We start from the raw sequence: 26,387 nt of genomic DNA on the forward strand, positions 1-26,387 counted from the left end.
ATTATATATCTTAAAAGGTTATTCTGTCAACGAAATAAAAACTTGACTTTAAATCTTACAGATGTAATAATATATAAAAATTACACTTGTAAGATTTGGAATATGAAAGGTTTTTATAAAAATGGGAAGGGTAGTTGTTGTAACATTTGATGAAAATGAGGAAGAAAAATTAAATGAATTATTACATTTTCTGTCTGCTAAAAAATACTCTGAGATGCCTGGTAAACAAAATAGGGTACTTGATTATGGAGCATTAAAAATAAATGCGGAATATCGTTCTGTAGAAAGTAATGGTGAGCTGGTTCAATTGACGAATTATGAATTTGAAATATTATATTTGCTGGCAAAAAATCCAGGACGGATATTTTCAAAGGAACAAATATATACACAGGTGTGGAAAGAACCATATTATGGGGCAGAAGATAATGTTATGGGCATAATTCGGAGAATCAGAAAAAAGATTGAGCCAGATTCTGCAAAACCAAGATACATTTTAAATGTATGGGGTATGGGATATAAATTTAATGGTGAATTGATGAAATGATGGAATATAAAATTGGGCATAATAAGTAAAGATACCCAAAATAGCAGGAGAAATTTTTATGGAAAATGATATTTGGAATGAAATATCCTCTTTTTTGAACCAGTTGCGTTGTGAGAATATAAACAGAGAAAGTTATATCTATTTCCAAGAACTTGCAAATATTCAGTTGAAGAAGAAAATGGAAAAAGAAAAGGTGAATAAACTTCTCGATCATATAAGTAATGAGGACAGGGAGAAGTTGAAGCAATATGGAGAAATTTTGGAAGAAGAAGCGTTTGTGTCAGAACAAAGGGCATATTGTCAAGGATATGTAGATTGTATTCAGTTATTGGCTGGTTTAGGACTCTTGAAAAAATCGACGGATATGGAAAAAATAATTAGCGAGATGAAAAGCAATTAAGTGTGTTGTGGAGGAAAATGTAGTATTTGATAGATAAAAGGATGTTCGTAAAGAAGAAACAGTTATGTTATATCAAGTTGTAATGATATAGCATAACTGTTTTTAACATATGGTAATAGTATTTATTCCACTAATTTTAAATATCGGTAATTATCAGCTATTTATCGGTATTTTACAAGTTTTATTCTGTATCATTAGTAGTGTCTACGTTAGAAATAAAAGGATTAGAATCTAGCAAAGCTGTCGTAGTTGCAAGAATTACCTGTAACTGATAATCATTGCACTGATTTAAGAGCCGAAGAATCTGATCATATGTAGAATTATTTTTATTCTGATTTGGATAAACGTAGTCATCAGCAGAAATATTTAAAGTCTGCATGGTTTTACAAAATAATTCCAGACTGGGACCGCCTTTATGGCGTTCGAGGTCTCCAAGATAAGCCGCCGATATTCCGAGTTTTTCAGCAAGAGCTTCTTGTGTTAAATGCATTTCCATACGCCCTTGTTTTACTAAAGTGGCAAATAATGTTTTTGGAATATCCATGTTTATATACCTCCATAAACTTAGTGTATTACCCTAAATTTGAAAAGTGAAAAGGGTGTAACATTAGAAAAAATACAGGGTATTACCCAATGAATGAGAAAGCATACAAATCTCTTTCGGTTAAAAAAAACAGATTCCGAAAGAGCAGTATTTGTATGCTTATTTTCTTTTCCGGAATCTAACCGGAGAAAATATGGTTCTTAGCAAGAGTTCAGCTAAAAAATTCTGTTCAACAGAAGGTATTCAATTAAAAAAATCTCAACAATTTCATTAGTAAATGTTGGAATTGAAACTAGGGTAAGAGCCAATAATGAATCCAGGGTAATAAAATATCGAATTAAATGCGTCCATAGGAGTGAAATCTGTCAGGGCGTTTTTTGTTACCTAAATATTGAGAATGAACAATTCCTAACAAGGACGATTGTTCGTATTCGTGCCCCGCCTACTGATCTGAATTCAAAAAAATTCAGATCGGAGGAAAGGACATGGAAGGCAGACAGCCAAAAAGAAGAAAAGATAAATACAACCCATATGAAATCTATAAGAAGGACGGAAAATATTATGTTTCATTTCATAATGGTGAAAAAGAGTACAAGGATTTGGAAATAGGAAAGAATGTATATGAAGCTTTTAATACGTTTGAATTGCAGGATGTGTCGCATATGAATGTTGTGGACAGGCATTTGGAACAGTCAGAAATCTGGGATTCCAGTTTATATGAACGAGTATTTCAGAAAGAGGAAGGTGTAGAGGATACTGTTCTGAATAAACTGGAAGCAGAACGGTTACATAGTGCAATCCAGCAGTTGTCGGAAATTCAGAGAAGACGATTGATGAAGTATTATTTTGAAGATAAGAATTATGAGCAGATTGCACAGGAAGAAGGCTGCTCTTTTCAGATGGTAGCAAAGTCTGTAAAAGCAGCAATCAGAAATTTGAAAAAGATTTTGAGATAGTGGGTTGAAAAATAGCGTTTAAGTGAGGAAACAGGTGGAAAGAGAAATATTCTGATCCGCCTGTTTCTTCTTTTGTCACGAAAAGACTGGGGAGCGGGACGAACCTTGACAAATTCATATACATTCATCAGACACATTCCTGTTGTTATCGTGATGAGCGTAAGCCACATTAACAGATACGCCATAACACAGGCTGGGTAAAGACAGCGAAATCCCACCCGTATACTTCCTTTTGATTTCAGTTTGTATTACCCGGACTGTTGAGCGAAAAATATCTGGTTATAACTGTCAGATTGCTTCTAGCAGGGCGATGACAGACAACAGGCATAATGATACTCCTGTCCGGTCATAAAGTCGTGTATACAAAATATTTCTTTGATGCCGCAACAAGTGAGGGCAGCTTCAGGAGATCCCTGGAGAGGAAAACTCCTAATCCCATATATTTATTTTAGATAAAATCCTGTGGAGCTGATTAGCAGTCAGCCGTCTGATGATTTCCCAATTACAAGTCGGGGCGTCGGGGACAAATAGGCTTGTATTTTACATATTTAGGGATAACAACAGTTAGAAAGACGAGAGGAGATAAAGCAAAGATGGAAGATAGAAACGTCAGGCGTGGGGATATTTATCACGCCGACCTTGATCCTGTATTTGGAAGTGAACAGGGCGGTTATCGTCCGGTGCTGGTGATTCAGAATAATATAGGAAATAAATACAGTCCGACAGTGATCGTGGCAGCAATTACTAGTAAAGAAAAAATGAAACTGCCGACACACATTGCAGTCCCGGAAATGGAAGGTTTGGAAAAGGATTCTGTAGTGCTGTTGGAGCAGCTTAGAACTTTAGATAAAAGACGGTTGGAAAATTATGTGTGTACCTTAGATTGTACTGAAATGGAGAAAATCAATAAAGCAATCCGAAGAAGTACCGGGATACCGAAGATCATTGAAAAACCGTTGGTCGTGAGCCTGTGCAGAGTATGTGCAGGCAATTTTTATGATGTGCCGGGATATTATATCCGGCGAGTGAATCCAGAACAGCGATATAAGGATACTTGTATGTTTTGCAATATCAGAAAAGGATATGACTATTATATAGGAAAGAAGCGAGTGTGAGGGTAGTATATGGAGCAAGAAAAGGTACTTTTAAATGTAGAAGAAACAGCAGCTTACTTGAATCTTGGGATGACGAAAACTAGAGAATTGATGAGAGAAAATGAAAAAATATTTGTTGTCAGAATTGGCAATCGTAATTATGCACATAAGCTCTTACTCGATAAATGGCTGTTGGCACAGGTCAGAAAGTAAGTCAAGAATGCGAAACAAAAATTCGCATGTTTGTTTTGCACGTTTATGAATGGTAATTTGAAGGAGCAACAGATAAGAAGTTTTTCAGGAGGAAACAATTATGGCAAAAGCATTACCAAGAGGAGTTAGAGAGAAGAACGGTTCATATGAAGCAAGAGCGGTTGTAAACGGAATTAGAATCAATTTATATGGAACAGATCTAAATGAACTGATGGAAGAATTTGAAAAGGCAAAAGAAAATGCCAGGGATACATTGGATTATAGAAAAACCAGAATCACATTGAATGAGTGGTTTGAAGAATGGTTTTCAGAGGTAAAGCAACACCGGGTGAAGGAAACGAGTATTGCACCGATGAAAAATAATTTCAAAAGAACATTTGGCTTTTATATTGGTTCAATGAAGTTGAAAGATATTAAACCGTTGGATGTTCAGAGAGCATTAAATGCAATGGAACAGAATTATGTATCGCACAGTGCAATGCGAGAAGCATTGGGGCGTTTAAGAGAATGCTTAGATTTTGCATTAGGAAACCAATTGATTAAAGTAAATCCATGTTTGATTGTAGAAGTACCATGGACATTTAAACAATCAAAAGAAGAAATTGCATTAACCCAGGAAGAACAGGACAATTTCCTGAGTGAGATGGAGGATAGCTGGTATAAAGAAATGTTTTATTTCATGTGTCTGACAGGTGTCCGAGTTGGAGAACTTGGTGGAATGAAATGGAGCGATATAGATTTTAAAAAGAAAGTAGTTCACGTCAGACGTTCCTTGAGTTGTAGTTATTATAATGGAGAAAAGAGAATGATGCTTGTAACTCCTAAAACGGTAAATTCAATCAGAGAGATTCCGTTTTTAGGAGAAATGGAAGAAATATTAAAAGCTCAGAAGAAAAAACAGAATAAGCTAAAAGAGGAACTGGGCAGTCGCTGGAGAAGTACGGATGATTTAAAAGATTTGGTATTTACAACAGGTATGGGAAGTCCCTGTGTCAGATATGTTGTAGAGAAAGAAATAAAAAAGGCTTTAAAGAGAATGAGAGAAAAAGAAGGAGTTCTGGCAGTACAAGAAAATAGAGAACCCAGAGAGATCAGGGACTTCCACCCACATAGTTTACGACATACGTTTGCTACAAGATGCTTTGAAAAGAAAATGGAACCGAAGGTTGTCCAGAGGTTGATGGGACATTCGAGTATCAGCATCACATTAAACATTTATACACATGTCTTGGATAATATAATGGAAGAAGAAATTAAGAAATTTGGAGTGGCGAAGACACAGACACCGGAAGAATATTATAATGAAGAAATTCGAAAAGTGAGAATTTCAGCTATGAGTCATTGCTGATTATAAAGTTGGGGAACGAAAATACTCCCCAACTTTATAAAAAGGATTCCCCAAATAAGAAAAAATGAAATTGAAATCAAGCAACAAATGCTCAGAATCATTCCCCAACTTAAAAAATTGGGGAACACAGGAAATCGTTAATTAGCCGGAAAGACCAATTTCTTGAAAATACTGATAAATACATAGCTGTATTATATATAAGTAGCAATACAGGCAGAATATAATTTCAAAGTTCACAAATCAGGCTGGAATGTAATCCAAAAGTCGCAAATCAGATGAACGCATAATGCAAACTTTGCATTAGAATTATGATGAAGATAGACCCCTATAAATAGTGATTATGCTATTTATAGGGGTTTTCTGTTCTTATGGAAAATATCTTTGAATGAATACATATAATAAAGGATAATATACTTATAAAAAGAGATATTAATTATGGTCGGGTCAGAGACCTAAAACCTGTCTCAGCGGTCGGGATGGAGACTGAAAACCCATTCCATCGCAGAATAAACTGTGAAAAAATAGTAAGAGGATGGCTACCCAGTCATCCTTTTACTTTTCGGAGGGGTTAGTGGAAGAACAAAAGAGTTTTAATAAATGATATGAAGGAACATTAGATGAATCCGATATATTTAAAGATAATACACAATACATGAGAACTGCTTTGGTTGCGGCAAGCGCTTTGTTCTCAGATTTGGGGGATAAACGAAAGTCGGAGTATTTAGAGAAGATAGTTTTTGACAATACCTTATTACCAAATGAGGTAAAATGAATTATATAAAAAATCAAATTTTACAGAATAATGCGATCGAAGCAAGGGCAAGGGCGATTAGATATTGTGACTATATTTTAGAGGGAAAGGCAACTCTGGAATATCGTAAACACTTTGTGTCTGTGCTTCACAATTCCGTAGAATTATTTGTAAAACAGTTAATGTTAAAAGCTATCGTTTTACTTATGAGATTATGGAATTTGCAAGAAAAATCAGTAATCAGCCATCGCTTGAAATGGTGGAACGCCATGGCAAGCAGCCGAAATCCATATATTGTGAAAATATTGATAGTCAGATTCAAATTCTTTAGGGATAATATACTTGACAAATAAACGACCGTTCACTAAAATGAATGTAAACGACCGTTCACTACAGCGAAGAAGGGAATTCAGTTACTATATTGTGGAGGGATATAATATGGTGGATACGAGGGAAAAGATATTGATGACAGCATTACAGTTATTTGCAAAAGATGGGTATGAAGCTGTTTCTGTTAGAACCATTGCAGAGGAACTCGATATGACGAAAGGTGCTTTATACAGGCATTATAAAAACAAGCGTGATATCTTTGATTGCATTGTAGAAAGAATGATACAGATTGATGCTCAAAGAGCAAGGGAATACCATATGCCGGATGAGGCATATGATACTAAGCCGGATGTTTATGAAAATACTACTTTGCAGAGTATTCAAAAGTATACCGTTGAACAATTTAGGTTCTGGACAGAAGATGAGTTTGCATCCTACTTTCGTAAAATGTTAACTTTGGAACAATACCGGAATAAAGAAATGGCAGAACTTTACAGCCAGTGTATTGTCGAAGGACCGGTTGCCTATATGGAAGATCTGTTCCGTGAACTGATTCAGAAAGAGGTATTGAAAGAGGAAAATCCCAGACAGCTTGCAGTAGAATATTTCGCCCCACTTTTTCTTCTTATCAGTATGTACGATAAAAGCGGAGAAGGTGAGGATTATGCTACAATTCTCAGCAATCATGTAAAACACTTTACTGAGAATTACGTTAAGGATTCAGGAGAGGAACAAGAGTAATATGGGAAATGAGATTATTATGAGACAGTATGGTCTGTCTGAGACAGTCGAAAAGTTGGCCGAACGTTTTGCGGATTTGACTGTTTCGAGAATTCTTTCACAGGAAAAAGGAGTATATCGGCTGATTTCTTCCCAGGGAGAAAAATGGGGAGAAATATCGGGCAGATACCATTATGACGTACAGGCAAAATCAGATTATCCGACAGTAGGTGATTTTGTTATGGTTGACTGGAACAAAAGTGGCGGAAATGCAGTGATTCATTATGTTCTTCCGCGAAAAAGCTCCTTTATCCGAAAAGCTGCTGGTGAAAAAAACGAGGAGCAGGTCGTTGCCACCAATATTGATACTGTATTTTTGTGTATGTCCCTGAATAACGATTTTAATCTAAGGCGTTTAGAGCGCTATGTCGCGATTGCCTGGAACAGTGGTGCAGTGCCCGTTGTCGTCCTGACAAAAGGCGATTTGTGCGAGAATCCAGATAGTAAACTGATTGAAGTATCCTCTCGTGAACTGACTCTTTTGCCATCCGGCGGTATGGTGATTGATACACCGGGGATGCGTGAACTGGGGATGTGGGATGCCGGAGACGGAATCGATCAGACTTTTTCGGATATTGAGAAGCTGGCACAAAAGTGTCGCTTTCGTGATTGCACTCATTCCGGCAGTGAGCCAGGGTGTGCAGTACAAGAGGCGGTAGAGCGTGGTGAATTACCGATCGATCGACTTCGCTCTTATCAGAAACTGATGAATGAGAATCGGTATGTGAAAGATACACAAGGTTATTTGGCTGAGAAAAGGCAAAAATTTAAGAACATTGCAAAGATCAATAAAAGGAATAGGAAAGGATAAAGAAAAAATGAATACAGGCAACATTATTATTCGTTTAGAGAAAAAAGAAGAATATCGGGAAGTAGAAAATCTGGTAAGAGAAAGCTTCTGGAATGTATATCGTCCGGGATGCTTTGAGCATTATGTGTTAAATCAGCTGCGAGATGATCCGGCTTTTGTTCCGGAACTTGATTTTATCGTGGAACAGGATGGCAAGCTGATTGGTCAGAACATGTTTATGAGAGCAAATATCAAAGCTGATGATGGCAAGACTATCCCCATCATGACGATGGGACCGATCTGCATTACCCCTGAACTGAAAAGAAAAGGGTATGGATAGATTTTATTGGATTACTCTCTGGAAAAAGCGAAGGAGCTTGGCTGTGGCGCTGTTTGCTTTGAAGGAAACATTGATTTTTATGGAAAGAGTGGTTTTACTTATGCCAGTGAATTTGGCATTCGTTATCATGGTTTGCCGGAAAGCGAAGATGCCTCCTTCTTTTTGTGTAAGGAATTGATTCCGGGATATTTAGATGGGATTACAGGTGAGTATGCGACACCACAGGGATATTTTGTGGATAAAGCTGAGGTGGAAACATTTGATAAGGAGTTTCCGGTAAAAGAAAAATTGAAACTCCCGGGTCAATTATTTCAGGAGTAGTTTTCAAAAGATAGGATTTTGAATGTAACACCTTATTTTTTGTGTATAATATAAATTGAACATGACATATAGATGTCGTGTTATAGGTGGTATGATGAATCAGGAAGTGAAAGTGATATGAAAATAGATAGGCTTATCGGTATTCTTTCTATTCTTTTACAGGAAGAGAAAATAACTGCTCCGGAATTGGCAGAAAGATTTGAGGTTTCAAGAAGAACAATAAACAGAGATATTGAAGATTTATGCAAAGCTGGTATTCCGATTTTTACATCACAGGGTGCAGGCGGTGGTATCAGCATAATGGAAGGTTATAAGATGGATCGAACGATTCTGTCATCGAAGGATATGCAGATGATCATGGCAGGTCTTCGAAGTCTTGATAGCGTAAGTGGCAGCCATTATTATGTTAGGCTTATGGAAAAGCTCAAGGCTGGATCATCTGATTTTGTCAGTGGAAATGAGTCTGTTCTTATCGACCTGTCATCATGGAATAAGGATTCTCTGTCACCAAAGATTGAGCTGATTCAGGATGCTATCGAGCTTGGGAAGACCTTAAGGTTTAAGTATTATGCTCCGGGCGGTAATACGGAGAGGGAAATGGAACCGTATTTTCTGATCTTCAAATGGTCAAGCTGGTACATCTATGGATATTGTCTGCTAAGGAACGACTATCGTATGTTCAAACTGAATCGAATGGCAGAGCTTAAGCATGGCAGAAATTTTGAAAAAAGAAGTGCAGTGCCAATGCCAGATTTATCAAATGAGAAGGTGTTTCCGCCACAGGCAAAAGTAAAAGCAGTTTTTCATCCGTCAATGAAATGGCATCTTATTGAAGAATATGGTATAGAGTCATTTGCAGAGATGCCGGATGGAAATCTTCTATTTGAACATGATTATGCGGATGATGAGGGGCTGTTGTCCTGGATACTTTCATGTAGGGACACGGTCACTGTTCTTGAACCAGAATCTATAAGGGAGAAACTGTTTCGTATCGCTTCTGAACTTGCAGAAAAATACAGGAAAGAAGGACAAAATGACAACGGTATATGTTTATGTAATGAATACAATGGCTGATTGCGAAATTGGCTATTGTCTTGCGGAACTTCATTCAAAAAGGTTTTTCAGGAAGGACGCCAGAGAGATTTCGGTGAAAACAGTATCTCTTTCAAAGGAGCCGGTGAAATCCATGGGAGGTCTTACGATTGTTCCGGACCTGACGATAAAGGATGTCCAGGCAAATAAAGATAATGTGCTGATTCTTCCCGGATCAGACAGATGGAGTGAATCTGAAAACTCCCCGATTCTTGGGATTGCTAAGCAATTCCTGGAAGCCGGAGGACTGGTTGCTGCAATATGTGGAGCTACCGTAGCACTGGCAAATATCGGGATTTTGGATGATAAGAAGCACACGAGCAACGGAGCAGGTTTCTTAAATATGTTTTGCCCGGAGTATATGGGAACAGACCATTATATTGATAAGCCGGCTGTCAGAGACGGAAATTTGATAACAGCTGCAGCTACAGGCGCACTTGATATGACAAGATTGATTTTGGAATACCTGGATTTATTTGCGGCAGATACATTGGAACACTGGTATGCGTATTTCAGTACAGGCAACGCAGATGAATTTTTTGCTATGATGCAGAGTCTGCAGAAATAAGGGGGACTAAGGTAATGAAGAAATGGTATGATGAAGAATATAGATTTTCAATAGAGGTAACAGGTTTTCTGCGAGGCGACCATACAGAACACCTATGCAGGAACGGTGAAGAAATAGGTGATAAATACACCTGTACCTACGGCTGTCCTGTGAATGAGCAGGGCTATGGAATATGTTCTAAAATGATGCAGATCCTTTACGGTGATATGCAGGCTGTTAGAAGTGGCGGAGATTTAACACTTATTGGAGGAATTGAAGCAAATGTGAAGGAATATGTTTGTCCGGACGGATGTGTATGCTTTCGAATGACAGTCGAAAAGACAGGCGCAGAGAATTTTTACAAAGGTAAATATTATCAGGAGTAGAGAGAAAATGGCATTTGATTTCAAGAAAGAATTTAAAGAATTTTACATGCCAAAGAACAAGCCGGAAATAGTGACTGTTCCGAAGGCAAATTACATCGCAGTAAGAGGAAAAGGTAATCCGAACGAAGAAGGTGGCGAGTACAAGCAGGCGGTAGGCATATTATATGCGATAGCATATACTTTGAAGATGAGCTATAAGTCAGATTATAAGATAGAAGGATTTTTCGAGTATGTAGTACCGCCGCTGGAAGGTTTTTGGTGGCAAGACGGAGTGGATGGCTGTGATTACAGTATAAAAGCTGAGTTTTATTGGATATCAGTCATCAGACTTCCGGATTTTGTGACAAAGAAGGATTTTGATTGGGCGGTGGGAACTGTATCTGCGAAGAAAAAAATGGATTGTTCCAGAGCCGAATTCCTTACAGTTGATGAGGGGTTGTGTGTTCAGATTATGCATCACGGACCTTTTGATGATGAGCCCGCAACTGTTGCAATTATGGATAAATATCTGGAAGATCATGGATACCGCAATGACTTTAGCGATGACAGGTTTCACCATGAGATATATATGTCTGATGCAAGAAAGGTTGCTCCTGAAAAGTGGAAGACTGTAATCAGGCATCCAATATGTAAAAAATCATTCTAATATAGAATAATATAGACACTTGAAGAGCGTTGAGGGAGGGAATTTCAAATGGAATTTATCCAAGTTACAAAAGATAATTTGGAAAAAGAGCACATCTGCTGTGCAATCTCAAATAATAAGGATGTACAGGTTACATCGAAAAAATCATGGCTTTCGGAACGATTTGATGAAGGCTTGGTTTTCTTGAAAAGTGAAGAGAGAGGAAAATGTTTTATCGAATATATTCCTGCAGAGTATGCGTGGAACCCAATTGATGCCAAAGGATATATGTATATTGATTGTTTGTGGGTTGCAGGTTCTTTCAAGGGACATGGGTACGCAAACGAACTGCTCAATTATTGTATGGAAGATAGTAAACAGAAAGGAAAGAAAGGACTTTGCATTTTATCGTGTGCGAAAAAGAAACCGTTTCTTTCAGATCCTAAGTTCTTGAAATATAAAGGATTTGACCCCTGTGATGAAGCAGACAATGGAGTACAGCTCTGGTATCTGCCATTTGAAAAAGAAGCAGAGCCGCCAAAGTTTAAGGAAAATGCCAGGCATCCGCATATCGATGAAAAAGGCTATGTTCTTTTCTACACATATCAGTGTCCTTATAATGCAAAGTATGTTCCTGTTTTAGAGAATCTTGCAAAAGAAAAAGATATCAGATTTAAGGCGATTCATATAAAGAGTAGAGAAAAAGCTCAGAATGCACCAACACCGATTACAACCTATGCGTTGTTCTGTGATGGTGAGTATATTACAAATGAGCAGATGAATGATAAGAGATTTTTAAAATTATTATCAAAATAATAGTTAGGAACTCTATACCGAGAATGGTATGGAGTTCTTTATTAAATCTTTATTTTTTTCTGTTATCCTCTTTCTATAGAAACGAGAGAAAGAAGGTATAAGTATGGAAATGATGCTTCAAACGAAAGATCTTTGTAAGTCATTTAAGAAACAGAAGGCTGTAAATAAAGTCTCGCTAAATATTGAAAAGGGAAAAGTCTATGGGCTTCTTGGACCGAATGGGGCCGGGAAATCAACTACTCTGAAAATGATTACCGGTGTTTTAAAACCGACAGCAGGTGAGATTTATTTCGATGGAAAACCATGGCGCAGGGAGTCGTTGTCTGAAATTGGGGCATTGATCGAGAATCCACCAGTCTATGAGAATTTGTCTGCACGGGAAAATCTGAAAGTCCGGTCATTACTGCTTGGTGTGGATGAAAAAAGGATTGATAAGGTACTTAAGATTGTCTCTCTTGCAAATACAGGAAAAAAGAAGGTCGGGCAGTTTTCTCTGGGAATGAAGCAGAGGCTTGGCATTGCAATGGCGTTACTGGGCGAGCCAAAGCTTCTAATATTAGATGAACCCACGAATGGGTTAGATCCCATCGGAATCGAAGAACTCCGAGTGCTGATACAATCCTTCCCGGCACAGGGAATTACGGTCATACTTTCCAGCCATATTCTCTCGGAAGTACAATTATTAGCCGATCATGTGGGAATTATTTCAGATGGTATTTTAGGATATGAAGGACCAGTGGAACAGGGGGAGAATCTGGAAGAACTCTTTATGAATGTTGTAAGAGAAAACAGAAAGGCTGGTGAAGGTCGTGCTTAGTATTGTGAGAGCAGAATATCTGAAAACAAGAAAGTCAATGGGACGGGTACTGATCTGGGGATTTCCAATTATTACATTTGCTTTGGCATTTGTACTTACATTAGAAATGACAAATGCATATGCAGAGAGTGTCTGGAATTGGTGGTATACACTGCTGCTGCCCGGAATGCTTGCCATTATCTGCTATCTTTCCATAATGCGGGAGAAAAAAACAAGATACTATCATCTCATGACGCTTTCTATCAGCAAAAGAAAATTAGTGATGGGTAAAATCATCTATATGGGATGTGTGATTCTGGTGTCTGATATGATTATATTTGTGGGTGCCACTTTCGGAGGATTTCTATTGACCACCTGTGTTCCGTTCGGAGGAGCTTTGGCTGCAGTATTGGTTCTTACGATTACGCAGCTATGGGAGATACCGTTGCTTTTATTTTTAAGTGAACGCTTTGGAATGATTGTGGAATTACTGGTATGTTTGGTTCTCACGGTTGGAGGCGTTATCATAGCGCCGACAGGAAAATGGTATTTTTTTGTTTCATCCATCCCGATGAGGATTCTTTGCCCACTCCTTCATATATTACCAAATGGAATCAGAGCAGAAGAAGGCAATCCGCTTTTGGATGCGGGAGTCGTTTTCCCGGGGATTTGCATATCCATTATCTGGTTCATTGCTGCAACTTTTTTGTTCTTAAACTGGTTTGATAAGAGAGAGGGGAAATAGAAATGCTTAGAAGAAACCTCCATGCGGACTTGCTGAAAATGAAAGGGCTGTCCATTACGCTTGCGCATATTTTAATTCCTGTTATAACGAGTGGGGTGTTTCTGGCGTATTATGCTTTCTCTGCCTGGAATGAGAATACAAAAATCATTGCTTTCTACCAGGCAGTTGGAGCAGGATTCCCTGTTCTGATCGGAATATTTACTGCATGTATCATGGAACAGGAGCAAAATGCCGGAGCATACCAGAATCTGCTCACCTTACGAAAAAAGACAACAGCATTTTTGTCTAAGGTGATACTTTTGCTTATATTCAGCTTGTTTTCTGTATTTTTAGCAGCAGGAATCTTTTGCTTCGGGTTTCATAAAATCCTTGGGTGTAGTACAGTAAGTACAGGGACATATATGATGACAGTATTTGTTATGTGGTGTGGCAGTATTCCGTTATATATCTGGCAAATGCTTTTGGCCTTCCGATTCGGAAAAGGCGTGTCCATTGGAGTAGGAATTATTTCCGGACTTGTCAGTACATTAATGCTCACGAATCTTGGAATGTATGTCTGGAAGTATATACCTGTTTCATGGACCGGAAGATTACCATACACATATTTACAGACTGCTTTCGGAGAACCGGGAGCAATCGATGAAATGAAGTCTGTAATACCAGTATTTTGCGTATTTACAGTGATTACTATGGTATATTATTTATTCTGGTCATCCCACTGGGAAGGAAGTAAAATATCAGAATAGAGGGATAATATGGCGAAAATATTAGTAGTTGATGATGATACAGCAATCCTTGATATGATAGGAACAATTCTAAATAAGGATGGACATCTGGTCACAAAAGTAAGCAACCCGCTTGAGATAAATATGGAAAAAGTGAATCTTTATGATCTGATTTTGCTGGATATTATGATGCCCGGAATGGACGGATTCGTATTGTGTTCAAGAATCAGGCAGCTTGTTGACTGCCCCATTTTGTTTCTTACAGCAAAGACAGAAGAAAGCAGTCTGGTAAATGGTTTGTCATTGGGAGCAGATGACTATATCTGTAAGCCCTTTGGGGTTATGGAACTTCGGGCGAGAGTTGCTGCGCATCTTAGGAGAGAACACCGGGAACATTCTGTCAGAATGGTCGTTGGGCATGTCTGCTTTCATTTATCTTTCAAACAGATGATGGTTGATGATAAGGAAATTCCGCTTACAAAGGCGGAGTATGAAATCTGTGAGTTTCTTGCAAGAAACCGTGGACAGGTTTTTTCAAAAGAACAGATTCTGGAGCAGGTATTTGGATTTGACAGCGAGAGCAATGAAAGTACAATTACGACTCATATTAAAAATATAAGAACAAAGCTCTCAGAATTTCCTTGCATGCCGATCAAAACAGTCTGGGGGATTGGATATAAATGGGAAGAGTAGAAAAGAGAAGAAGCAGTACACTTAGTGGAATCTTTCTGAGGTATGTACTGGCTATGCTTGGACTTTTGTTAACTTTGGGGATATGTACAGCTCTTATATTTAATATTCTTGTGAACCTGGGAGGTATTTATCCGGCTAATTACGCAGAAAGAAAGATCAATGAAGCTTATGATACGATTCAGAATGCAGATGAAGTGACGGAGGAGATGATACCGGTTCTTTGCCGTTATGTCATTTTTTCTGAGGACGGCGAGGTACTTGGAGGAAATATGGCGGAAGATTCGGTGAAAATTGCGTGGAACGTTGCAAATCATGGAACCGCATCAGGAGACTATTTTTATAAGGTGATTCCGCGTCCGGACGAATCTGTTGTTCTGCAGTACAGCCTGACACCACAGTATCAGTCTGCGTTTCTCAGAGAACATTTTATCGAACCACAGAATCTGATGACGATCATAGTTATTCTGAGCGGAATTACAATGATATTGTTACCATCTCTAAGCTTCGGAAAAAAGATGAAACGAAAAATGCAACCGGTCATGAATGCGGTAGAGAGAATCAAGAATCAGAATCTTGAATATGAGGTGTCTTATTCCGGGGTGAAAGAGATTGATGATTGCCTGTCATCTATAGATGAGATGAGAAATGCATTGAAGGATTCCCTGGAACGACAATGGAAGACGGAGCAGGAAAAAAACAGACAAATGTCTGCATTGGCGCATGACATAAAAACCCCGCTTACGGTCATAAGAGGCAATGCAGAACTTCTTTCTGAAATGGAAATGACAGAAGAACAGAAAAAATATATGGATTATATCACGAGCAGTGTATTGCAGATACAAAACTATGTACAGACAATAATAGAAGTAACAAAGTCCGTAGATGGTTATCAATATAGATTCGAAAAAATAAGGACAGAAGATGTACTTGGTGACATCAAAAAACAAACATTAGGCCTCTCTGAAGTTTTTAATCTGAAAATTAACTGGGAAGAACAATATATCAGTGAAACAGCAAATATTGTTTACGACCAGGTTGTAAGGGCTGTTATGAATATTATTAAAAATGCAGCAGAACATACACCGAAAGGCGGAATAATAAATATTTATATCGAAGAGCAGAGTGGAGAGTTAATATTTACAGTGGAAGATACCGGCAGTGGTTTTACAAAAGAAGCACTGCTGCACGGAACAGAACAGTTTTTTATGGATGATGCAAGCAGAAGCGGCGGTGTGCATTATGGCATTGGACTATTTTCTGCAAAATCAATAGCCCAAACTCATGGTGGAAGAATATTACTCACAAATTCGAAAAAAAACGGTGGAGCAAAAGTAGAGATTTGTTTTCCTCTTTACTGTCCAAAATAAGAAGTAAAAAATGATATCTGAAGAATTGACACATATGGATGGAATAATTACCTATACACAATTAAAATATTTTTGTAAAATATGGTATAGCAGAGAAGGAGGTATTCTGGAGACAGTAGCAGAATATGCTTATTCAAGAGGTTATCATCGTGTTGGGCTTCTGGGGACAATCTTTACAATGGAGAAAGATTTTTTAAGAAATGCCTTCGTTCAAAAAGGAATTGAGGTTGTTGTGCCTGACTATGACACACGTGTGTTGGTAAATGAACGAATTTCCAAAGAACTGGAGTACGGAATTGTAAAGGATTCTACTATAGAAGAATTAAATCGTGTAATTTTTAGTCTGAAACACGTACATGGAATAGAAGCAGTTGGGAAAGATAAAAGCAATCGGTGCAACGACAGGACAGTTGAGAAGAATCGTTTTGCTGGAAGGATTTCTTGTTGCCGCAATCGCAGTTCCACTCGGACTTTTGACGGGTTCTCTGTTAGTCCGATACGTATTTGGATGTATTTTCAAGCTGTACCAGAATGAGAATATGATGATGTCTACGATTCAGGAACTGATTCAAAGAGGAGAAATTAAGCTGATTGTCCCGTGGATCTATCTGCTCGCAATCGGAGTTGCGATGCTTACGGTTTTCCTGTCACTACTTCGCCCTATGGGAATCGCTGCGAAGGTCTCTGAAGTGGAAGCTATGCGATACCGGAGTGAACAGACAAAGAAAAAAATCAGAAAAGGATACTCTGATATTACCGTCACTCGTCTTGCCATGATTTATCTTGCGGGTAATAAGAAAAAGAGCTTGATTACGATCTGTTCTATGGCCATTACAGGATTATTATGTATGGTGGTTGCAACGGTATTGTCATGCGCCGATCCAAATGAAGCGGCAGATCATTCAGTCATGGGAGAATATCAGATTGCTCCGATCATAGATAACAACGACAAAGAGCATCCGGAACTGGAGTGGAGTCAGGTGCAGCAAAACAATCCGCTTACGGAAGAATTAAGAGAACAGATTTTACAGATTGACGGAATCGATTCTGTGGAATGTTATCTGGGAAATGATGCGGAATCGGATGCATTTGATGGCAACAGAGAAGGAATGCTCGGAGTTCCTGAAAGCGGGAAAGAGTTACTGGAAGATGGTATCATAGAAGGAAATGCCACTTACGAGGAGCTAAAGAGTGGAAATAAAGTAATCATAGATAAGAATCTGCTCCACTGGTATCCGGACCTGAGCATAGGAGATGTTATCGATGTCGTAACCTGGGACGGTGGCGAGAAGTGTCGGAAACAATTGGAGATTGCAGCGATTGGAGACTATGATCTGGGATTTACAAGATATAATTATCTCATCATGGCAGAAGAGGGGCTTCGCTCCTTCAGCGGATATAATCTGAATATGTATTACCGTATCTTTGCAAACAAAAAATATGATGCAGATGTAGAAGCAAAGCTGAAGACGATTATTGAAGAAAATGGAAGAATTCAGATGGAGACCTGTTTTTTTCGTTCAGTGATAATATAAGAAAATGATTGGAAGAAAGGTGGAGAAAAGAGTGATATGAGAAACGAGATTAAAATGAAACAGTATGGTCTGTCCGAGATTTTTGAAAAGTTGGCGGATCAATTGCTCTGAGTTGTTTAATATGTTGATGAAAATATAGGATTGAATTATAATATTTCATAAGAGCAAATGAGATTATTTTGTGAAAAACTGGAACAACTAATCGGAAGGAGAAACGGCAGATGGAAAGTAATGTGGGGATACAGGCGATTGGACTGGCTGGTACGATGCTGTTTTTTATGTCTTTCCAATGTAAAAGCAACAAGAATTTGTTTAGAGTGCAGTTTTTATCATATTTGTGCTATACCACTCACCTTCTTTTATTAGGAGCGATTACAGGCGGAATAAGCTATATTTTAAATACTTTCCGTTCATTTTGTCTTGGAAGTAAGATAGAATTCGCACGTAGCAAAAAAATGTGCATGATTATTTGTACATTGCAGATTGCAGCACTTATTATTACTTGGTCAGGGTGGATATCTCTCTTGCCAGTTGCAGCAAATATTGCATCAACCATCGGAGGATATACATATAACGCACGCAAAATACGAATTGCAGGTATGTTTGTAAATTCTCCTCTGTGGATCATATACGATATCATAGTTGGTTCATGGGCAGGAATTCTAGATGAGATTTTCAGTGAAGGCTCAATGATCATCTCAATTGTTCGTTATGGATGGAAAAATCTTGACAAAGTTAATGAATAACCTCTGATTATTATTTATGATAATATTCCTTCATATGGAGGATGAGGAGTCCTGCGATTGCTGCTCCTATATATGCGACTGCAAGCCCTATTCCAAACTCGGAGGTAAAAAAATTTGTATATTTTCCGGTTACTGTTATAGAATCAAAAATTGACTGCACAGACTGCACAAATACATTATGACTGGCATGAATCAATACTGCGGGCCAAAAACTCGGTGCTTTTATACATAGATAATTTGCTGTAATCGTAAATCCCATTACCATGAGAAAGAAGCATAGCAAAGAATAGGGGATGTTTCCCTTGTTATAGTTCGAAAAAAGAATCACAGGGGCATGATATAAAAACCAGACACTGCCGATGATTACAGATGCCGTCTTAAAAGGTACAATCTGCCTGATGGAATACTTGCGAAGCGTTCCAATACCGGTGATTCATGCGAAACCATAAACATAAGATTACTTTTGGGGAAACCAGTGCGTAGTATTGTTTGCAATTTTTACCAGAGTTAACATTACAGGAACTTCTGTCAATACGCCGACTGTTGTGGCGAGTGCGGCAGGGCTGGTTGTACCAAACAATGCAACAGCGACTGCAACCGCCAATTCAAAGAAATTGGATGCTCCAATCATTCCGGCTGGAGATGCTATGTTATGTGGTAGTTTCAGTAACTTGCAGGCTCCATAGGCAATAAAGAAAATGAAAAATGTCTGTAAAATCAGTGGTATTGCAATCAGCACGATATGAAATGGATTTTCAAGTATCACTTCGCTCTGACCCATAAAAATCAATATGAGTGTGAGTAATAATCCAATGGTTGTTGCTGAATCAAATTTGTGGATAAATATATTTTCAAAATAGTCTTTACCTTTGTTTTTTGTTATCAATATCCGGGTGAGGATACCTCCAGCTAGTGGAATAACTACAAATAACACAACACTGAGGATTAACGTATCAAAAGGAACTGTTACGTTCGATACACCTAACAAGAACTTTACAATAGGAACAAAAGCAATCAAAATAATCAGATCATTTGTTGCCACTTGAACGACTGTGTAAGCCGGATTTCCATGTGTCAGTGTACTCCATACAAAGACCATAGCAGTACAAGGTGCCGCTCCGAGCAAAACTGCTCCTGCCAGATACTCGGTTGCCAGTTCTGGTGTGATAAATCCTTTAAAAATTATAAAAAAGAACAAGGATGCAAATCCATACATGGTAAATGGCTTAACAAGCCAGTTGACAATCCATGTGACAAATAGACCTTTTGGATTTTTGCCGACATTTTGTATGCTCTGAAAATCTACTTTCAGCATCATTGGATAGATCATAACCCAGATAAGTATAGCCATTGGGATAGAAATCCGGGCATATTCAAATTTGTTCAAAAGTGTCGGAAGTGCAGGAGCAAAATGTCCTAGCAGGACACCAACAATCATGCATAGGAATCCCCACACTGTCAGGAATCGCTGGAAAAAATTAATATCTGTATTTTTTTCTTCTTTTATCATATTCATTCCTCCTCAAATTGAATTATAGAAATTATTCTATTTGATGATCATATGAAAACCGATGCTGATTGTTTCTTAAAAAAAGCATCGGCTTCAATCGCAATCACAATGACTGATTTTATGGCATATACAGTCAGCCTTGTCTGAAAAAATGTGTCCGAGAGTCTGGTAAAATGAATCCAATTGTTCTTTGTTCAGGGAGTAGTAAGTATTTTTTCCATCTCTTCGATCCGTTATAATATTTGCCTCAATCAATACTCTCATATCATGAGACAACGTAGGCTGAGTGATATGGAATTCTTCCAGAATTTTGCATGCACACAATTCTCCACATGATAACATGTCAACAATTTTTAGACGTTTAGGATCTGAAATGGCTTTTAAAATCTTACCTAATTCTTTATATCTTTGTTCCAAATTGCTTACCCCTTACTTAATCATAGAAATATTTCTATTTGTTATTATATGCCCTTATTTAGAACAGGTCAATATCAAATTGAAAAAATTCTATATTTGTATTGACAAATATCTTTGTAAGTAATATTATGATCATACATAGAAGATGTTCGATGTATTAAAAAAGGGAAAAGATTATGGATATAGATTATATACAGTATTCGAAAATTTTTAAAGTTTTTTCTGATCCAAAGAGACTTAAGATCATTGATATGTTGTCTAATGGAGAATTATGTGCGTGTAAAATACAAGAAGAATTTCAGATTACACAGCCGACTTTATCTCATGATATGAAACTGCTTTGTGATGTAGGAGTTGTTATCTCACGAAAAGAAGGAAAGTGGATGCATTACTCTTTGAATTTGGAAAAAATGAATGAAATTTATAAAGTGATAGGCAAGTTAATGGTGCCAGATGAATTTCAGAAAATTGTAGATTGTGATTGTAATAAATAGATAATAACCGGCTTTATGCCGGTAAAAAAATATAAAATAAATAGAAAGATTTGAATGTATGAATGTAAGGAGGAAAAAGAATGGAATCTGCAAACACACAATTATATGTAGTGACAGGTTTTCTGGGTGCAGGAAAAACAACGGTTCTTTTGAAAATTCTAGAACAATTAAAAGGACACAGGGTAGGAATTATTCAGAATGAATTTGGAAAATTGGGAATAGATGGAACTATTCTGCGTAATGATGATATTCAGATGGTGGAGATTAACAGAGGTTCGATTTTCTGTTCTTGCCTGAAACTTAACTTCGTAAATGCACTGAGTGAAATGGCACAACAGGATTTTGAATATTTATTTGTGGAAAGTTCCGGTCTCGGAGATCCATCTAATGTGGAGGAGATACTTCAGGCAGCACAGGCAGTTTCGGGGAAAGAATATGATTTTAAAGGAGTTATCTGTTTGATTGATGCTGTGAATTTTATGGAGCAATTGGATGATCTGGAGACAGTGTATCGTCAGTTAAAGCATTGTCATCTGTCTGTTATTACAAAATCAGATCTTGTTGATAATGACAGAATTCAGGAACTCAGGAAGAAAATCAGAGAAATTAATCCGGTTTGCAAAATTGAAATCAGCAATATGGGGGAACTGGATTATGGATTTTTAAGGGAAGACTTACTTCTTTATCAATGGGCAGAAGGAGAAGAAACCACGAATTCAGAAGAGACAAAGCCGAAAACACTGTTTATGGACTTTGAAGGTGAAATCAAAAAGGATGTGCTTGTTTCGTTTTTGAATGAAATGATTCCAGATGTTTATCGCATCAAAGGATTTTTCAAAATCGAAGGACAAGGCTGGAGTCAGGTAGATGTTGTGGGCAGTAAGATTGATTTCAAAGAATGTGACAGTTGTGAAAAATCACAGTTGGTATTCATATCTAAAATTGGTCCGGCGATTATTAAGAAAATATTTGCGGCGTGGGAAGATAAGGTTGGTTTAGAAATGAAGTTGCGAAATTAGGAGGAAACAATGAATATCAAAGTAATTGGTACAGGATGTGAAAAATGTGATAGGCTCTATGCAAATGTACAAGAGGCTTTAAAGATAACCGGATGTGTTGCTGAGGTTGAAAAAATAGAAGACTTAATGGAAATTGTAAAACTGGGGGTTATGACATCACCGTCAGTGATGATTGATGGGAAATTAGTAGTATCAGGCAGAGTTGCTAAGCCTGATGAATTGGCAAAGATAATGAAATAAGGATTTTTACAATCTGAATTTACTAATACTTATGGTTCAAGTGATACTATATAGGATAAGAAATGGAGTAGATTATGGAAAATAACGAACTTATATGCTATTGCGATAATGTGACTAAGGGAGAGATAATTGCAGCTATGGATCAAGGAGCAAAAACACTTGCTGATATCAAAAGAATGACAGGTGCGTGTTGCAGTTGTAAATGTTCTGAGTTGAATCCTAGCGGTAAATGTTGTGCACAAGACATTGCACTTGTAATGAGAGAATATTTATTGAGTAAAAAATAGGCTGATTATAAAATTGAGGAATGTGAGATGAAATAAATGGCAGAGGAAATAATGGAAGCTATAAAAACGATAGGGCTATTTATTCAAGATCAGGTATTGGGAATGAAATGGCTAAATGTGGTGATTCGTAACAGTTTATTTGCGATAGGAGTAGATGTTTCAACAAAGGCAGGTGGCAGTGTACAGTTTTTCATCTATGATGTAATTAAGATTACTGTGTTATTGTGCTTTTTGATTTTTGTAATTTCTTACATTCAAAGTTATTTTCCGCCGGAACGAAGTAAGAGAATTCTGGGGCGCTTTCATGGAATAGGGGCGAATATGATTGCTGCGCTTCTCGGAACAGTAACACCATTTTGTTCTTGTTCTTCGATTCCGTTATTTATTGGTTTTACAAGTGCAGGACTTCCTTTAGGAGTTACTTTTTCCTTTTTGATCTCTTCACCAATGGTCGATCTGGGAAGTTTAGTACTTCTTATGAGCATTTTTGGGGCAAAGGTTGCTGTTGTTTATGTGATTGTAGGACTGATTATTGCTGTTATTGGTGGTACATTAATTGAAAAAATGCGCATGGAAAAATATGTGGAAGAATTTATCCGTACTGCAAGTGCAGTAGACATTGAAGCACCGGATTTAACAGTTAAGGACCGATTGACTTATGCAAAAGAGCAGATGACCGACACATTTCGGAAAGTATTTCCATATATTCTTGTAGGTGTGGGAGTCGGTGCCGTGATCCATAACTGGATACCGGAACATATCATTCAGACTGTTCTTGGAAGTAATAATCCATTTGGAGTCATTCTGGCTGTGTTAGTTGGTGTTCCAATGTATGCAGATATATTTGGAACAATCCCGGTTGCAGAAGCATTACTGGCAAAAGGAGCTCAGCTTGGAACAATTCTTAGTTTTATGATGGCGGTTACGACACTTAGCCTTCCTTCCATCATTATGCTTAAAAAGGCGGTAAAACCAAGATTATTAGGCTTGTTTGTTGGAATTTGTACAGGTGGCATTATTGTGGTTGGATATTTGTTCAATATATTTCAATATCTATTGATATAATACGGGGATTAAGATATGAAAAAATATGAAGTATCAGATGTAGAAAAACTGTTTCACAAACTTGGATATTAGTGAGGTGGAAAAATTTCTTCTAAGATGATATACTAAAAACTTATGTAGAATACTTGACAACTAAGGAAAGGATTACGGAAGAAGCCTTAACCCTCTTTGCAGAAAAGGGTTATAAAGGAACAAGTGTAAAGAATATTGCCGATGCAGTCGGGATTAAAGATGCTTCGTTATATAACCATTTTAAGAGTAAGCAGGAGATCTTTGATTCTATTGTGGAGCTGATTTTGGAACATATATCAGGTCTTTCGGAGACATTGGGAATGCCTCAGTACGATAACGGATATACATCCGCTTCTGTGTTTTATGAAAAATTGGATCTTGAAGGACTCAAGAACCTTTCGAGGGAGGTATTTGTCTTTTATCTTACAGATCCATATATTTCCAAGTTCTGGAGGATTGCCCATATGGAGCAGTATACAAATCCCAAGATCTATACGATATTCAGGAAGATATTTATGGAAAATGCGATTTCCTATCAGGAAAGGTTGTTTGAGGAGATGATGGAACAGGGCGTATTCTATCGGGGAGATACAAAAGCAGCGGCGCTCAATTTCTATTCTCCAATTTATTTACTATTGTCCATGTACAATAATCAACCGGAACACAAGGAAGAAGCTCTTGAAATACTTGATAAACAGATAGAAGAATTTTTCCGAATCTATCGGAAGAAGGATTAGGAAGTGGAGGAACATAAAGATGGAAGGAAAGATGGATCTACAGGAATATATGACAGCTGGTGTTGAAAATATCATGAAAAATGCAGTAAAAGTTACTTTGACTAATCCGGCACAGAGTATTTTTATGACCAGGTTTGCAGTGGCGGCGAAAGCAGCATCCAGAAAACGTGCGATGTCTGAAAAGGAAGGAGAACATATTCCTGCTTTTCTGATTGCCAGTATTACAAGCAGTTGTAATCTGCATTGTGCAGGCTGCTATGCCCGGGCGGTTCATTCGTGTGCAGATGTAGAGCCGGAAGAGCAGCTTTCTGCGCAGGAATGGGATCATATTTTTGAACAGGCAGAAGAGATGGGAATCAGCTTTATCCTTCTGGCAGGTGGAGAACCGATGATTCGACGGGATGTTATAGAGAAGGCAGGAGACAGACAGAACATTTTGTTTCCGATTTTTACAAACGGAACACTTATGAATGATACATACTTCAGAATGTTAAAAAAATGCAGGAATCTGGTTCCAATATTCAGCATTGAAGGTAGAGAAAAACAGACGGATGCCAGAAGAGGGGAAGGTGTATATGAGAAGGTTCTTACTGCCATGGAAGAAATGCAGAAAGAGAAACTGCTGTTTGGTTCTTCTGTAACGGTTACAAAAGATAATCTGGAAGAGGTAACGTCTGATGCATTTATAAAAAAACTGGAAGAACGAGATTGTAAAGCTTTATTTTTTGTAGAATTTGTGCCGATGACACCGGAGCTTAAGGAGTTAGCGCCGGGAGATGCAGAACGGGAGTATATGAATCAGCGTCTTGTAGAAATCAGAGAAAAGTATCAGGATATGATTTTTTTGTCTTTCCCTGGAGATGAAAAATCATCCGGCGGCTGTATTGCGGCAGGAAGAGGATTTTTCCATATCAATTCTCATGGAGGAGCAGAACCATGTCCATTTTCTCCATATTCGGATGTGAATGTAAGAGACACATCTTTAAAAGATGCATTGCACTCTGGTCTATTCAGGGAATTACAAAGCAATGGAACATTGTTGGATGATCATGTTGGTGGTTGCGTTTTGTATGAGAATCGAGAGAAGGTGGAAAGATACTTCGATCGTGATTTATAATCAAAATATATCAAAGAGAGAGTTAATGAAAATGAAAAAATGGAATGATACGTCACAAATATTTACAAAGCCCTATTTGGTCTGCATATTTGCACTGATTTGTTGTTTCCTTTGGGGAAGTGCATTCCCGAGTATTAAGATTGGATATCGCCTTTTTCAAATATCGGATGCAGATGCAATGTCCCAACTGTTATTTGCCGGTTATCGATTTACACTGGCAGGAATTATGGTCATCTTGATAGGAAGTTTCATAAAGAGAGAATTCCTTTATCCAAGGAAATCTTCGTGGCCGATGGTAATAAAACTTGGGTCTGTTCAGACGGTTTTGCAATATGTGTTTTTTTATATGGGACTGGCACATACATCGGGAGTAAAAGCTTCTATTATAACTGCATCCAATGTCTTTATTGCGATTTTTCTGTCAGCGCTTGTTTTTTCTGAGAAATTGTCAATTCATAAGTTCGTCGGATGCCTGCTTGGATTCATAGGTGTTATTTTTATTAATCTGGAAGGTGGAGGATTAGATCTTCAGGTGTCTTTAACCGGAGAAGGGGCGATGTTCGTATCGGCATTCGCAGCGGCACTTTCTTCCGTGTTAATAAAGCAGTATTCGGAAAAAGAAGAGACTTTCACGCTCTGCGGTTATCAATTCCTTCTTGGAGGGATTGTTTTGACTTTGATTGGATTGCTGAATGGCGGAAGCGTAACAGGTTTCACACCGGCTTCGACTTTATTAATAGGATATTTAGGTCTTATATCCTCAGTTGCATATTCCTTATGGAGCCTTCTGCTGAAATATAATCCGGTCGGTAAAGTGGCAGTATTTGGATTCAGCAATCCCATGTTCGGAGTGATTCTTTCGGCTATATTGTTAGGTGAAAAAAATCAGGCATTTACTTTGAAAGGACTGTTAGCTTTGATTCTTGTCTGCAGTGGAATTCTGATTGTGAATCGAAGTAAATGATTATTTCATCGGCGCACATTTTGAGCAACAGACCAGATAAT

36 protein-coding genes are annotated in these 26,387 nt (G+C 37.9%); 32 read left to right on the forward strand and 4 right to left on the reverse strand.

What is annotated here, in order from left to right:
* Positions 1-121: 121 nt before the first annotated feature.
* Complete coding sequence (locus JQM81_RS08310) at positions 122-544, forward strand: winged helix-turn-helix domain-containing protein (protein WP_028087872.1); 423 nt, start codon at positions 122-124, stop codon at positions 542-544.
* Positions 545-602: 58 nt separating this feature from the next.
* On the forward strand, positions 603-944 hold the full coding sequence (locus JQM81_RS08315; protein WP_026649399.1) for a hypothetical protein: 342 nt from the start codon (positions 603-605) through the stop codon (positions 942-944).
* 181 nt (positions 945-1,125) lie between these two features.
* Here JQM81_RS08315 and JQM81_RS08320 read toward each other — a convergent pair whose 3' ends face one another.
* Complete coding sequence (locus tag JQM81_RS08320; protein WP_055181100.1) at positions 1,126-1,488, reverse strand: helix-turn-helix domain-containing protein; 363 nt, start codon at positions 1,486-1,488, stop codon at positions 1,126-1,128.
* A gap of 485 nt (positions 1,489-1,973) precedes the next feature.
* Here JQM81_RS08320 and JQM81_RS08325 point away from each other — a divergent pair, with 485 nt between their 5' ends.
* The 22 genes from JQM81_RS08325 to JQM81_RS08425 all read left to right on the forward strand — a co-directional run bounded on the left by JQM81_RS08325 (position 1,974) and on the right by JQM81_RS08425 (position 18,484).
* Entirely contained in the window at positions 1,974-2,444 is a 471-nt protein-coding gene (locus JQM81_RS08325; protein ID WP_235233050.1) for an RNA polymerase sigma factor, read from the forward strand.
* 593 nt (positions 2,445-3,037) lie between these two features.
* Positions 3,038-3,559: a type II toxin-antitoxin system PemK/MazF family toxin gene (locus JQM81_RS08330; protein ID WP_235233051.1), complete on the forward strand. Its 522-nt coding sequence runs from the start codon at positions 3,038-3,040 to the stop codon at positions 3,557-3,559.
* A gap of 9 nt (positions 3,560-3,568) precedes the next feature.
* A complete protein-coding gene (locus JQM81_RS08335; protein WP_028088126.1) occupies positions 3,569-3,751 on the forward strand; it encodes an excisionase in 183 nt (60 codons plus the stop codon).
* A 100-nt stretch (positions 3,752-3,851) separates the two neighbouring features.
* On the forward strand, positions 3,852-5,099 hold the full coding sequence (locus JQM81_RS08340; protein WP_235233052.1) for a tyrosine-type recombinase/integrase: 1,248 nt from the start codon (positions 3,852-3,854) through the stop codon (positions 5,097-5,099).
* A 768-nt stretch (positions 5,100-5,867) separates the two neighbouring features.
* Positions 5,868-6,203: a hypothetical protein gene (locus JQM81_RS08345; protein ID WP_235233053.1), complete on the forward strand. Its 336-nt coding sequence runs from the start codon at positions 5,868-5,870 to the stop codon at positions 6,201-6,203.
* An 85-nt stretch (positions 6,204-6,288) separates the two neighbouring features.
* Entirely contained in the window at positions 6,289-6,921 is a 633-nt protein-coding gene (locus JQM81_RS08350; RefSeq protein ID WP_235233054.1) for a TetR/AcrR family transcriptional regulator, read from the forward strand.
* Position 6,922: 1 nt separating this feature from the next.
* Positions 6,923-7,771, forward strand: coding sequence for a GTPase RsgA (gene rsgA, locus JQM81_RS08355; RefSeq protein WP_235233055.1), 849 nt, complete (start codon positions 6,923-6,925; stop codon positions 7,769-7,771).
* 7 nt (positions 7,772-7,778) lie between these two features.
* Positions 7,779-8,090, forward strand: coding sequence for a hypothetical protein (locus JQM81_RS13665; protein ID WP_328282603.1), 312 nt, complete (start codon positions 7,779-7,781; stop codon positions 8,088-8,090).
* A gap of 6 nt (positions 8,091-8,096) precedes the next feature.
* Positions 8,097-8,411, forward strand: coding sequence for a GNAT family acetyltransferase (locus JQM81_RS13670; RefSeq protein ID WP_328282604.1), 315 nt, complete (start codon positions 8,097-8,099; stop codon positions 8,409-8,411).
* A gap of 117 nt (positions 8,412-8,528) precedes the next feature.
* A complete protein-coding gene (locus tag JQM81_RS08365) occupies positions 8,529-9,485 on the forward strand; it encodes a helix-turn-helix transcriptional regulator (RefSeq protein WP_235233056.1) in 957 nt (318 codons plus the stop codon).
* Positions 9,445-10,071, forward strand: a complete 627-nt coding sequence (locus JQM81_RS08370) for a type 1 glutamine amidotransferase family protein (RefSeq protein WP_235233057.1) — start codon at positions 9,445-9,447, stop codon at positions 10,069-10,071. The genes JQM81_RS08365 and JQM81_RS08370 overlap by 41 nt, the downstream gene beginning before the upstream one ends.
* 14 nt (positions 10,072-10,085) lie before the next feature.
* Positions 10,086-10,436 carry a TIGR04076 family protein gene (locus tag JQM81_RS08375; protein ID WP_235233058.1) on the forward strand — a complete coding sequence of 117 codons (351 nt, stop codon included), beginning with the start codon at positions 10,086-10,088 and terminating at the stop codon, positions 10,434-10,436.
* A gap of 7 nt (positions 10,437-10,443) precedes the next feature.
* The gene (locus JQM81_RS08380; protein WP_235233059.1) at positions 10,444-11,082 is read left to right on the forward strand and encodes a GyrI-like domain-containing protein; all 639 of its coding nucleotides are present in this window, start codon (positions 10,444-10,446) and stop codon (positions 11,080-11,082) included.
* 48 nt (positions 11,083-11,130) lie between these two features.
* Positions 11,131-11,877, forward strand: coding sequence for an N-acetyltransferase (locus tag JQM81_RS08385; protein WP_235233060.1), 747 nt, complete (start codon positions 11,131-11,133; stop codon positions 11,875-11,877).
* Positions 11,878-11,980: 103 nt separating this feature from the next.
* On the forward strand, positions 11,981-12,694 hold the full coding sequence (locus JQM81_RS08390) for a lantibiotic protection ABC transporter ATP-binding protein (protein ID WP_235233061.1): 714 nt from the start codon (positions 11,981-11,983) through the stop codon (positions 12,692-12,694).
* On the forward strand, positions 12,687-13,418 hold the full coding sequence (locus tag JQM81_RS08395; RefSeq protein ID WP_235233062.1) for a lantibiotic immunity ABC transporter MutE/EpiE family permease subunit: 732 nt from the start codon (positions 12,687-12,689) through the stop codon (positions 13,416-13,418). The genes JQM81_RS08390 and JQM81_RS08395 overlap by 8 nt, the downstream gene beginning before the upstream one ends.
* A 2-nt stretch (positions 13,419-13,420) precedes the next feature.
* Positions 13,421-14,164: a lantibiotic immunity ABC transporter MutG family permease subunit gene (locus JQM81_RS08400; RefSeq protein WP_235233063.1), complete on the forward strand. Its 744-nt coding sequence runs from the start codon at positions 13,421-13,423 to the stop codon at positions 14,162-14,164.
* 9 nt (positions 14,165-14,173) lie between these two features.
* Positions 14,174-14,836: a response regulator transcription factor gene (locus tag JQM81_RS08405; RefSeq protein WP_235233064.1), complete on the forward strand. Its 663-nt coding sequence runs from the start codon at positions 14,174-14,176 to the stop codon at positions 14,834-14,836.
* Positions 14,824-16,203 carry a sensor histidine kinase gene (locus JQM81_RS08410; protein WP_235233065.1) on the forward strand — a complete coding sequence of 460 codons (1,380 nt, stop codon included), beginning with the start codon at positions 14,824-14,826 and terminating at the stop codon, positions 16,201-16,203. The genes JQM81_RS08405 and JQM81_RS08410 overlap by 13 nt, the downstream gene beginning before the upstream one ends.
* Before the next feature lie 10 nt (positions 16,204-16,213).
* Entirely contained in the window at positions 16,214-16,738 is a 525-nt protein-coding gene (locus JQM81_RS08415) for an aspartate/glutamate racemase family protein (protein WP_235233066.1), read from the forward strand.
* Entirely contained in the window at positions 16,629-17,738 is a 1,110-nt protein-coding gene (locus JQM81_RS08420; protein ID WP_235233119.1) for a hypothetical protein, read from the forward strand. The genes JQM81_RS08415 and JQM81_RS08420 overlap by 110 nt, the downstream gene beginning before the upstream one ends.
* Before the next feature lie 221 nt (positions 17,739-17,959).
* Positions 17,960-18,484 (forward strand): YgjV family protein, encoded by a 525-nt coding sequence (locus JQM81_RS08425; RefSeq protein ID WP_235233067.1) that lies wholly within the window; start codon positions 17,960-17,962, stop codon positions 18,482-18,484.
* Positions 18,485-18,494: 10 nt separating this feature from the next.
* On the opposite strand, the gene JQM81_RS13890 is transcribed toward JQM81_RS08425, so the two are convergent.
* The 3 genes from JQM81_RS13890 to JQM81_RS08435 all read right to left on the reverse strand — a co-directional run bounded on the left by JQM81_RS13890 (position 18,495) and on the right by JQM81_RS08435 (position 20,411).
* The gene (locus tag JQM81_RS13890; protein ID WP_420370575.1) at positions 18,495-18,917 is read right to left on the reverse strand and encodes a type II CAAX prenyl endopeptidase Rce1 family protein; all 423 of its coding nucleotides are present in this window, start codon (positions 18,915-18,917) and stop codon (positions 18,495-18,497) included.
* 24 nt (positions 18,918-18,941) lie between these two features.
* Positions 18,942-19,994 carry an ACR3 family arsenite efflux transporter gene (arsB, locus tag JQM81_RS08430; RefSeq protein ID WP_235233068.1) on the reverse strand — a complete coding sequence of 351 codons (1,053 nt, stop codon included), beginning with the start codon at positions 19,992-19,994 and terminating at the stop codon, positions 18,942-18,944.
* Between the two features lie 93 nt (positions 19,995-20,087).
* Entirely contained in the window at positions 20,088-20,411 is a 324-nt protein-coding gene (locus tag JQM81_RS08435; protein WP_235233069.1) for an ArsR/SmtB family transcription factor, read from the reverse strand.
* Positions 20,412-20,587: 176 nt separating this feature from the next.
* On the opposite strand from JQM81_RS08435, the gene JQM81_RS08440 reads away from it, so the two are divergent.
* The 8 genes from JQM81_RS08440 to JQM81_RS08475 all read left to right on the forward strand — a co-directional run bounded on the left by JQM81_RS08440 (position 20,588) and on the right by JQM81_RS08475 (position 26,346).
* Complete coding sequence (locus JQM81_RS08440; RefSeq protein WP_235233070.1) at positions 20,588-20,905, forward strand: ArsR/SmtB family transcription factor; 318 nt, start codon at positions 20,588-20,590, stop codon at positions 20,903-20,905.
* Positions 20,906-20,985: 80 nt separating this feature from the next.
* A complete protein-coding gene (locus JQM81_RS08445) occupies positions 20,986-21,924 on the forward strand; it encodes a CobW family GTP-binding protein (RefSeq protein ID WP_235233071.1) in 939 nt (312 codons plus the stop codon).
* Positions 21,925-21,933: 9 nt separating this feature from the next.
* Entirely contained in the window at positions 21,934-22,164 is a 231-nt protein-coding gene (locus JQM81_RS08450) for a thioredoxin family protein (RefSeq protein ID WP_235233072.1), read from the forward strand.
* Positions 22,165-22,238: 74 nt separating this feature from the next.
* The gene (locus tag JQM81_RS08455) at positions 22,239-22,451 is read left to right on the forward strand and encodes a (2Fe-2S)-binding protein (protein ID WP_235233073.1); all 213 of its coding nucleotides are present in this window, start codon (positions 22,239-22,241) and stop codon (positions 22,449-22,451) included.
* Positions 22,452-22,502: 51 nt separating this feature from the next.
* Positions 22,503-23,516 carry a permease gene (locus JQM81_RS08460; protein ID WP_235233120.1) on the forward strand — a complete coding sequence of 338 codons (1,014 nt, stop codon included), beginning with the start codon at positions 22,503-22,505 and terminating at the stop codon, positions 23,514-23,516.
* Between the two features lie 125 nt (positions 23,517-23,641).
* Positions 23,642-24,265: a TetR/AcrR family transcriptional regulator gene (locus tag JQM81_RS13675; protein WP_328282605.1), complete on the forward strand. Its 624-nt coding sequence runs from the start codon at positions 23,642-23,644 to the stop codon at positions 24,263-24,265.
* Positions 24,266-24,284: 19 nt separating this feature from the next.
* Positions 24,285-25,382 (forward strand): radical SAM protein, encoded by a 1,098-nt coding sequence (locus tag JQM81_RS08470; protein ID WP_235233074.1) that lies wholly within the window; start codon positions 24,285-24,287, stop codon positions 25,380-25,382.
* Between the two features lie 25 nt (positions 25,383-25,407).
* Entirely contained in the window at positions 25,408-26,346 is a 939-nt protein-coding gene (locus JQM81_RS08475) for a DMT family transporter (protein WP_328282606.1), read from the forward strand.
* Positions 26,347-26,387 lie beyond the last annotated feature (41 nt).

The sequence above is a fragment of the Faecalicatena contorta genome (assembly GCF_021531895.1).
In the GTDB taxonomy this organism is placed as follows: Bacteria; Bacillota; Clostridia; order Lachnospirales; family Lachnospiraceae; genus JAFBIX01.